Source organism: Pseudomonas sp. HPB0071, from assembly GCF_000478505.2.
GTDB classification, from domain to species: Bacteria; Pseudomonadota; Gammaproteobacteria; order Pseudomonadales; family Pseudomonadaceae; genus Chryseomonas; species Chryseomonas luteola.
The window spans coordinates 1-7292 of the sequence record NZ_KI517374.1; the positions used below are offsets into that span (position 1 = coordinate 1).

Sequence of the window (7292 nt, forward strand, 5' to 3'; positions counted from 1 at the left end):
TTGCAGGTGCTCGAGGTCGGTCAGGGAGAGGCCCGTGCTGCGGTTCATTTGAGCGGCGCTCCCGACTGTCCGGAGCCAGGCTCGACATTGCCGTGCGGGTGCTTAACCAGACTGATGCCGGCCGCGATAACGTCCTTGGAAACGGTCACCGTGCCGGTCACGTTTTGATTGCCGGTCTGGGTGTAGTCGCCCTGGTGGTTGATCGGGCCGATGATGTTGATGCCGCCGGGGCTGGTCAGGTCGGTAATGCCTGCTTCCGGCAGGATGGCCCGCAAGCGGTGCGCGACACTGTCGTACTCGATCACTGCGCCGTCTGCATAGGTGCGGCGGTGTAGGCCGGCGCGGTCGGCGTTGGCCGGATACTGCAGGCTGCACAGGCCAGTTAAGGCAATGCCTTGCTCGGTTAGTCCGGAGGGGCTGAACAGGACGACCTGCTCACCTACCGTGGGCGGATCCCAGGTCCTATCGGCCCCGGCGCGCAGAGCGAACCAGGGCAGCCAGCCGGTCAGCAGCTCGCCACTCTGGACGCGCAGGCGTGGAGGTCGGTTGTTTTCGAGACTGCCATAGTCCACCTCGGAAACGGTTCCAAGGCGGATCAGGTTCTCGATCAGGCGGGAAAGGGCGGCGTATTCATTCATGCCGCCAAGGATGAGAGGGACGAGCGAGGCGTGCAGCTAGCGGAGGTTGTAGAAAGCGGTTTTACAAGACAAGGTGATCAAGCAAAGCACCGCGTATGATTTCCAGATCATCCTCAGACAAGCCCAGCAGCTCACGTTTGGCATAACGCACATCCGGCGCACCGCGCTCGGCTCGATCCTTTAAGCCGTACTGGTGTACTCTGGCGATCCGAGCGATCCGGCCGGTGAAGCCGACCGTTACGGCCTGCTCGCTGCCTTGGGCTTTCAGGTAGCGAGCCATCTTTAGCTTCTGAAACATCTTCTTTTTGATCCGGCCCTGCTTACCGCGTAAGTCACGCGGCTTACGCTTCTCAAAGGCGGAGCCATCCGGATTCTTTTGCGCGGTGATGCGCTTGGTTTGGTTCTTGCGGATCTCACGCGCCGCCTCCCTGGCCAGTTTGGTCCGCTCCTGCGGCTCGAGCTTGGCCAGCAGGGGATTGAGCCAGGTTTCTAGTGCGGTCAGATCGTCACTCATGGCTGGCTGCTCCGCTTGGGCATGGGTGTTTCCAGAGCCAGGGTTTCACTGCCGTCTGGTGTCTGCCATTCGGCCAAGAGTTCACCGCCGGCATACACCTGGTAATTACCGGCCGCCTCAGCCTCGGTGTACTGCGGCTCGCCGGCATGCTCGATGGAATAGGTGCCGTTATCCTGTTTTTTCACAATGACCCGCTCGGTCAATGGCAGGGTAATCGCCATATCCACCTTGCTATGGTCCAGAATATCCACCTCGAACTGGATGCCCTCGGCTGACTTCTCCAGGTTGGCCAGTAGCTCCGACTGATTGGTCCGTACCCAAGCCAGCAGCGGCAGCATGACGGCATCCGGGTGGCCGGCAAAATCGGTCAGGATGATCTGCAGGTTATAGCCGTACTCAAAGGACAGGCTCTTAGCGGCGGTGCAGCGCACCTTGCCCTGGTCGATAAAGATCAGCAGCCGGTCGGGGTTGTGCCTGAGTTCGGGCACGGCGGCCATCAGGTGAGCACGCAGGCTTTCCGGCTTATTCATGCTGGCCTTCCTGGTGATCAACGATCATGTCGACCTTGGCGGCGCAGACAGCCCAGTCGTGCTCGATAGTATCCATGTCTTCGAGTAGCTCGCCATTACGGGTTGGGCTGGTTTGGGACAGGGTGCAGCGGGTCACTACCGGACAACCACTGACCATAAGCTGCGGCGCCGGTGAGGGCGGGACGCTGCCGCAGCTGGCGAGCAACACCAGGCAACTGCTCAGCAGCCCAGTCTTTAAACGCTTGGTTTTCATCTTCCAGTTCCTTGAGTCGGGCCTTGCGTACATCGATCTCGCGGCGCAGGTCGGCCTGGACGGTTTGCAGATGCCTTTGGGCGTCTCGCTCGCCCTGCAGCGTATGGGTAAGGGTGTCGATGGTCTGTTGCCGGCTCAGGCTGTCCTGCTCGGCCTGGGTGGCTCGGCTCTCGGCACTGGCCTGGGCGGCCTCGGCCGTCTCCAGGCGCAGGTGCTGGGTCCAGAGAAATCCAGTCACGGCAACGAGCAGGGCCAGGCCATAGCCGAGTTGTTTGAGCATGCTCATAATGCGTCACAGCCCAGCCCCAGATAGACATCCAAGAGATCGAGGGCAACCTGCAGCCCTGTCAAACCAAGGTTAAGCCATAGTAATTTGACCAAAATCCGGGCGTACCGAGCGCTGATAAAGATGGAGATCTTCATGCGTGCGCCCACCCTAACCAGGAAGAATCCGCGTGCTCGGTAGAAAGCATCGCGCGGTCGAGCGGCTCCAGCTCGCCCTGGACGACCAGGCACTTGATCCCAGGCAGGGCCAAGTGCAAGGCCTCACCAAACTCATTGGCCGTCTCGAACGGTGTGTCTGCCGAAAACACAAACACATCGCCATCCTGCGGCCGTAGCCGGCGGATCTGGTTGACGTCGATCATGCGGCCTCCTTGGCCAGATCCTCGGTAGCGTGACGCTCATAGGCGCGGGCGAGCTTGATGTCGTAGAGGTTTCGCTTGTAGGCCGGGCCGTTGTATAACTCGGCCACCTTGGCCCATTTGCGCGCCTTGAGCGCGTTATGCAGAGCGGAATCGGCCAGGATGAAACGCACAAAGGCCTCGAGCTGTTGCCCTTCGCTTTCGCTCATCGCCGCCACAAAGGCCTGGACGGATTCATAGCCCAGGCGTTGCCAGTGATAGCCCATGATCTGGAACGCGCCCCAGGAGGCGGACTCCAGCGCAGCGGTCTCATCGATCTGCCGGGCCAGGGCCAGGCGCTGCCATTCGGCCGTGCCGCCGGCGTAGCCACCGGCTGTGGCGTTGACCAGGTTGGGATACTGAGCCTCAAGCTTGCCGATATCATGACCAGCCGCCTCGAGGCGCTCGCGGAAGACGTGCCGTTCAAATAAGATTTTGGCCTTACCGTTAGGCAGGAAACCCTGGCCCTGGCTTTCCACTTCGTTGATGGCGTAGACGCTGGCCAGCGATACCTCAAGTTGACCTGCTGCCTTGACCAGATCGCTGTGCTGCAGGTGCTTGCCATCGTTAATGCCCAATAGACGCGCCTGGGTCTTGGGGCCGGCAATGCCATCGGCCACCAAACCAACTTTGGCCTGATAGGCCTTAACGGCCTTTTCAGTGTCGTCACCGTACAGGCCATCCAGGCGCAGCTGCGCGCCGTTCTTGTTCAGCAGGTTTTGCAGGTCGGTAACAGGCTGGCCCTTGTCGCCGTGCTTCAAGGTAGCGGTCATTGTGCGTCCTCCACCTTTTTGCTCAGGTAGCGGTCAGCCAGGCGGCGGACGCCTTCTACACCCAGCAGGCCAATAACGCCGCCAAAGAACGGCGCAGCGCTCTGGGCAATACCAAAGAAGTCCAGGCCGGAGCTGGTGGCCAGGCTAATGGCTCCGCACAGCGGGGCCTCCAGCAGGACCTGGCGAAAGCTTCCGCCACCGTAAAGGACGCGCAGAGCGGCAACCGAGCAGCCCAGAAGGCCTGCATAGATCGTGCTCCACTCGGCTTGCAGCCGGGCGATCAGCCAGGCGTAGATATCAAAATTCTCGGGAGGCATGGTGGGCTTCTCGTTGTTCATGGTGATCAATCCCAGAGGTTCACCTGCTGCGCCTCTTGGGCTTCAGCGGCTGTGGTGGATACGTCTGGCAGGGTGACGGGGTGCCCGATCGGCAAGACAGGCCCTAACTCGGCGAGGCCCGGATTGGCCTCCAGGACCTGCTCGGTGACGCCGGCGGTTGCGCCGTAGTGCCTCCAGCAGAGTCGGTCGAGGGTGTCGTTTTGCTGCGCACGGACGGTGGTGGCCATCAGATAAGCTCCACCGTGCTGCGGCCCAGGCCGAGCAGGTCGCGGATGGCCCAGCGGGCATCGCGGCGGTACTCATCAATGCTGGGGGTGAGTTCGTCAGCGTTCTGGCTTCCTGCCTTGGTGGTGTCATAGCTGCGGTAACGCTCGTAGAGTTCCGAGCAGGCCAGGCACGACACGGCGCGGTTGTAGAGCTGCAGCAGGAGGCTGATTCCGTTGAGTTGATCCGATGGGACCTCAGCCAGCGAGGTATAACCGAGCACGGTATTACGCGCCTTGAACGCGACCAGGTCGCGGTTGGCAGAAATCATTGCGCCGGTAATAGCCACCTGCAGACGGGTATCGGTGACGCTTGAGTCGATCCGCTGGGCTGCCCGCAGCTGGCCGGCATCGATGTCAGGCCACCAGCCGTCATTGATCACGGTGAGTTCGGAGGCCTGGGCTACTGCTATAAAACCGCTCATGGTGCCGCCTTAGAAAGAGATCGCCGGTGGTCGGCGCTTCACGAAACAAGGCCAGGCCTTTTCGATCCGCGCCGAGCCGGCGGGGTGCGTGGGACGCCTGTTTAGCCGGGGGTTCCGGCGTGTTTCTTCAGGAGGCGCTCGGCGCGCTCCAGATCCTTTTTGCCGCCGCAGCGGTCATGCAGGCCGATGGCCTTTTGCAGGGATTCGATGGCCGCCTGGAGCTGGCCAGGCTGGCCAGCCTTGTCGTCATCGATGCCCTGCAGCTCGGCCTTGCCAATGGCCAGGTACAGCTTGGCCCTGGCCTCGTCAGGCATGTCCTGCTCGGCCGTGAGTTCGGCGGTACGCTTCAGGATGTCCAGGTCGAAGGTGTCGCCGGTCTTTTGCGCATTGAGCGCAGCGGTAGCGACTTCTTCAGCCACCAGGCAGCCGGTGGTACGGGCGAAGCGATCCGGCATGACAAGTCCCTTGCCCAACACATAGGCCGCGATGTCCAGCGCACCGGCAAAGTCGCCGGCATCGATACGCCAGATCATGACCGTGGTCAGCACCTCATCCTGGGCACCCTGCCCGGCTGATAAAACGCCGGCCACATAGTCGGCGTACTCCGGCAGGAGCTGCCGCTTGAGTTCGGCCTTGCCCAGAGTGGACTGGATCTGCTTTAGGCGCAGACGGTCCTGGAGCAGCTTGGCCAGCTGCAGCTCATAACGGGTGGCCCCTTCCATGGAGCCATGCGGTGAGGCCTCGGCGGCCTCCTTAGCTGCGCGTTTACGCAGCTGCATGCGTTGGGCGTGGGTCAGCATGGGTTACACCGCCTCGATGTTTTCAGCCAGCGCGACCAGACCTAAGTCTTCAATCACATAGGCATCGTTCGAGGACTGGTAGTCCGCGATGCGGTCGTACTCGGGCTCGTCTTTCAGGTAACGGCGGCGGCCGCCTTCCTGTACGTAGATCGACAGGTTGGCCAGCGTGGTGATGAACACGGTTTTGCCAGGGAAGAACGGTGCATCGACTACCGGCAGGCCACCCAGGCGGGCCTTGCTCAGGATCTCGTTAGCAGCGTTTTCTTCCACATTGGAAGCTGCGCCCTTCTCGACGGCCGAGAGCAGCTTGTCGTGCATCAGATCGCGGGAGACCAGGACGACCAGGTCCGGACGGCTGCGGTGCCACGGATCCAAGAGCTGCACCAGGTCATAGACCAGGCCATTCAGGCTCTTGTAGTCGCCGGTTGCGCCGATGGTGACTTTTTTCGAGCCTTCGACCACCTCGTCCATTACGCGGTCGGCTGCACCTTCGCGGATCTTCTGGAGCCAGCCCTTGTTCACGTCCTGCAGGAGCGGATTGGCAGCGATATCAGTCGCAGCAGCGGCGCTGATGCCATTGAAGCCGATCATAAGACGGTCAAGGGCCTGGCGATCCGTGATGGCCTTGGACAGGCGCACCTGGAAGTCTGGAAACTTGGCCCAGGCATCGATCAACGGATAGGGAAAGGCACTGTCAAAGTTGGTCTGCTTGCAGCTATAGCTGTCCTTGTTGAGCGCGCTGCGGTCGGCCGGATTACGGCGGTTTCCACCGGCCGTATTGGTACGGCCAGCAATGGGGCCATTCACGCCCAGCAGAATGGACTCACCTTCCTGCTCGGTGACGGTGATAACGTTGATCTTTTGCAGCAGCGCACTGGATTCCTGAATCGCAGTTTCCAGTTTCTGCTGAACGCTGGGCGCGACGTTGAATTTCACAATGGCCGAAGTAATGCCATTGAGCTTGGCCACCTGGTCCAGGTAACCATTGAATAGAGCACGTGTTTCGTTGCGCATGGGGTTCTCCCAGAGATGCGGCGGGTTTTAGTAAGCGGTGAGGATCTGGCCAGCGCTGCCGGTGGCCGGCGGACGCTGCTGCTGGCTGTGGTCGGCGGTTTTGCCAAGGGTGTCGGTCAGCTCGTTGAATCGAGCCTGTAGCGCGTCCAGGCTTGTGCTGAATTCACCCTGTTGGGTCTGCACTTTGGCAAGGTCTTCGCCTTGGTCACGGACGTGGCCGGCCAGCTCGACCACGGCTTCGCCAAACTGGGCAAACGCCTGGTTGTCCTCGGCCTGCTTGCTCTTGAACATGTCCTGGATGCGCGTAAACAGCGCAGCGCCCAGACCGGTTTTTTCCTGCACTTCTTCCAGCTCGATGCAGGTTTCTTCGCAGGCGGTGAACAGGTTGTCCGGGGATTGTTTGCGGGCTTTCAGGGGGCTGGCTTCAGGGTTTTGCGCAGCAAAGGTCAGCATCTCGGTGCCGATGCTGGCTGGGCTGTCAGTCACAGCCAGACCCACCAGATACGCTTGGCCGCTGGAGCCAAACTTCTCGTTGACCTCGATGGAGGTGTACACCTTTTGCTTTAAGTTATTGACCATGTTCACCAGGTCGTCGGTAGGCTCGATCTGGGCAAACAGGGCCAGCTTTTTCTCGCCATTGATCTCGACTTCCTGGGTAGATAAGGCCAAGACATCTCCATAAGCGCGGAAGGGGGAATCAGCCAGAGTGCTGCGGAAGTGCTCCATCCAGATGCGCGCGCCGTAGACCTTGGGGTCGTAATTGGCGGCCATCTGCTCAATCCAGCTGCGCTCGATGGTGCGGCCGTCCGTGGTTGCGCCTTCGACGGCGACACGGAACTGCTTGGAACGGAATTTCTTTTTAGTGCTCATGCCGTGAGGTCCTCAATGCGGGGGATCGCGGGGTGCGGTGGCAGTGAGGGCATGGTCGTTTTGTGGGGGACGTGCGGCAACGAGCCGAGGTTGTAGATCGGCCGTTTACAAGATGCGGTGCTAAGCAGATGAGGATCGAGGCGGCAGACTGACGGCCATCAAACACAGCCAGTCCTGTCATGAACGAAGCC

Annotated in this window: 12 protein-coding genes and 1 pseudogene; all 13 read right to left on the bottom strand. The window is 60.9% G+C overall.

Annotated elements, in window-relative coordinates; all coding sequences use genetic code 11:
* Positions 1 to 44 precede the first annotated feature (44 nt).
* Positions 45 to 638, bottom strand: coding sequence for a phage baseplate assembly protein V (locus HMPREF1487_RS26125; RefSeq protein ID WP_010799802.1), 594 nt, complete (start codon positions 636 to 638; stop codon positions 45 to 47).
* A 61-nt stretch (positions 639 to 699) separates the two neighbouring features.
* Entirely contained in the window at positions 700 to 1152 is a 453-nt protein-coding gene (locus HMPREF1487_RS26130; RefSeq protein ID WP_010799803.1) for a phage virion morphogenesis protein, read from the bottom strand.
* The gene (locus tag HMPREF1487_RS26135) at positions 1149 to 1682 is read right to left on the bottom strand and encodes a phage tail protein (protein WP_010799804.1); all 534 of its coding nucleotides are present in this window, start codon (positions 1680 to 1682) and stop codon (positions 1149 to 1151) included. Before HMPREF1487_RS26135 ends, HMPREF1487_RS26130 begins: the two co-directional genes overlap by 4 nt.
* On the bottom strand, positions 1675 to 1968 hold the full coding sequence (gene lysC / locus HMPREF1487_RS27830) for an Rz1-like lysis system protein LysC (protein ID WP_371106411.1): 294 nt from the start codon (positions 1966 to 1968) through the stop codon (positions 1675 to 1677). The genes HMPREF1487_RS26135 and lysC overlap by 8 nt, the downstream gene beginning before the upstream one ends.
* Positions 1862 to 2221: pseudogene (locus HMPREF1487_RS28225) on the bottom strand (LysB family phage lysis regulatory protein); the annotation flags it as partial. The gene lysC and the pseudogene HMPREF1487_RS28225, both read right to left, overlap by 107 nt.
* A gap of 133 nt (positions 2222 to 2354) precedes the next feature.
* Complete coding sequence (locus HMPREF1487_RS26145) at positions 2355 to 2582, bottom strand: hypothetical protein (protein ID WP_010799808.1); 228 nt, start codon at positions 2580 to 2582, stop codon at positions 2355 to 2357.
* Positions 2579 to 3391, bottom strand: a complete 813-nt coding sequence (locus tag HMPREF1487_RS26150; protein ID WP_010799809.1) for an N-acetylmuramidase domain-containing protein — start codon at positions 3389 to 3391, stop codon at positions 2579 to 2581. The genes HMPREF1487_RS26145 and HMPREF1487_RS26150 overlap by 4 nt, the downstream gene beginning before the upstream one ends.
* A complete protein-coding gene (locus HMPREF1487_RS26155) occupies positions 3388 to 3729 on the bottom strand; it encodes a phage holin, lambda family (protein ID WP_010799810.1) in 342 nt (113 codons plus the stop codon). Before HMPREF1487_RS26155 ends, HMPREF1487_RS26150 begins: the two co-directional genes overlap by 4 nt.
* A 5-nt stretch (positions 3730 to 3734) precedes the next feature.
* A complete protein-coding gene (locus HMPREF1487_RS26160; protein WP_010799811.1) occupies positions 3735 to 3956 on the bottom strand; it encodes a tail protein X in 222 nt (73 codons plus the stop codon).
* Complete coding sequence (locus HMPREF1487_RS26165) at positions 3956 to 4417, bottom strand: head completion/stabilization protein (RefSeq protein WP_010799812.1); 462 nt, start codon at positions 4415 to 4417, stop codon at positions 3956 to 3958. The genes HMPREF1487_RS26160 and HMPREF1487_RS26165 overlap by 1 nt, the downstream gene beginning before the upstream one ends.
* A gap of 101 nt (positions 4418 to 4518) precedes the next feature.
* Positions 4519 to 5217, bottom strand: coding sequence for a phage terminase small subunit (locus HMPREF1487_RS26170; RefSeq protein WP_010799813.1), 699 nt, complete (start codon positions 5215 to 5217; stop codon positions 4519 to 4521).
* A 3-nt stretch (positions 5218 to 5220) separates the two neighbouring features.
* Positions 5221 to 6231 carry a phage major capsid protein, P2 family gene (locus tag HMPREF1487_RS26175; RefSeq protein WP_010799814.1) on the bottom strand — a complete coding sequence of 337 codons (1011 nt, stop codon included), beginning with the start codon at positions 6229 to 6231 and terminating at the stop codon, positions 5221 to 5223.
* A gap of 27 nt (positions 6232 to 6258) precedes the next feature.
* On the bottom strand, positions 6259 to 7101 hold the full coding sequence (locus tag HMPREF1487_RS26180; protein WP_010799815.1) for a GPO family capsid scaffolding protein: 843 nt from the start codon (positions 7099 to 7101) through the stop codon (positions 6259 to 6261).
* Positions 7102 to 7292: the final 191 nt, after the last annotated feature.

Excerpts from the sequence above, each read along its gene's own strand:
- HMPREF1487_RS26160 (WP_010799811.1), bottom strand. The coding sequence starts at position 3,956 with ATGGCCACCACCGTCCGTGCGCAGCAAAACGACACCCTCGACCGACTC.
- HMPREF1487_RS26130 (WP_010799803.1), bottom strand. The coding sequence starts at position 1,152 with ATGAGTGACGATCTGACCGCACTAGAAACCTGGCTCAATCCCCTGCTG.
- lysC (WP_371106411.1), bottom strand. The coding sequence starts at position 1,968 with ATGTACGCAAGGCCCGACTCAAGGAACTGGAAGATGAAAACCAAGCGT.
- HMPREF1487_RS26180 (WP_010799815.1), bottom strand. The coding sequence starts at position 7,101 with ATGAGCACTAAAAAGAAATTCCGTTCCAAGCAGTTCCGTGTCGCCGTC.
- HMPREF1487_RS26155 (WP_010799810.1), bottom strand. The coding sequence starts at position 3,729 with ATGAACAACGAGAAGCCCACCATGCCTCCCGAGAATTTTGATATCTAC.
- HMPREF1487_RS26145 (WP_010799808.1), bottom strand. The coding sequence starts at position 2,582 with ATGATCGACGTCAACCAGATCCGCCGGCTACGGCCGCAGGATGGCGAT.
- HMPREF1487_RS26135 (WP_010799804.1), bottom strand. The coding sequence starts at position 1,682 with ATGAATAAGCCGGAAAGCCTGCGTGCTCACCTGATGGCCGCCGTGCCC.
- HMPREF1487_RS26175 (WP_010799814.1), bottom strand. The coding sequence starts at position 6,231 with ATGCGCAACGAAACACGTGCTCTATTCAATGGTTACCTGGACCAGGTG.
- HMPREF1487_RS26165 (WP_010799812.1), bottom strand. The coding sequence starts at position 4,417 with ATGAGCGGTTTTATAGCAGTAGCCCAGGCCTCCGAACTCACCGTGATC.
- HMPREF1487_RS26170 (WP_010799813.1), bottom strand. The coding sequence starts at position 5,217 with ATGCTGACCCACGCCCAACGCATGCAGCTGCGTAAACGCGCAGCTAAG.
- HMPREF1487_RS26125 (WP_010799802.1), bottom strand. The coding sequence starts at position 638 with ATGAATGAATACGCCGCCCTTTCCCGCCTGATCGAGAACCTGATCCGC.
- HMPREF1487_RS26150 (WP_010799809.1), bottom strand. The coding sequence starts at position 3,391 with ATGACCGCTACCTTGAAGCACGGCGACAAGGGCCAGCCTGTTACCGAC.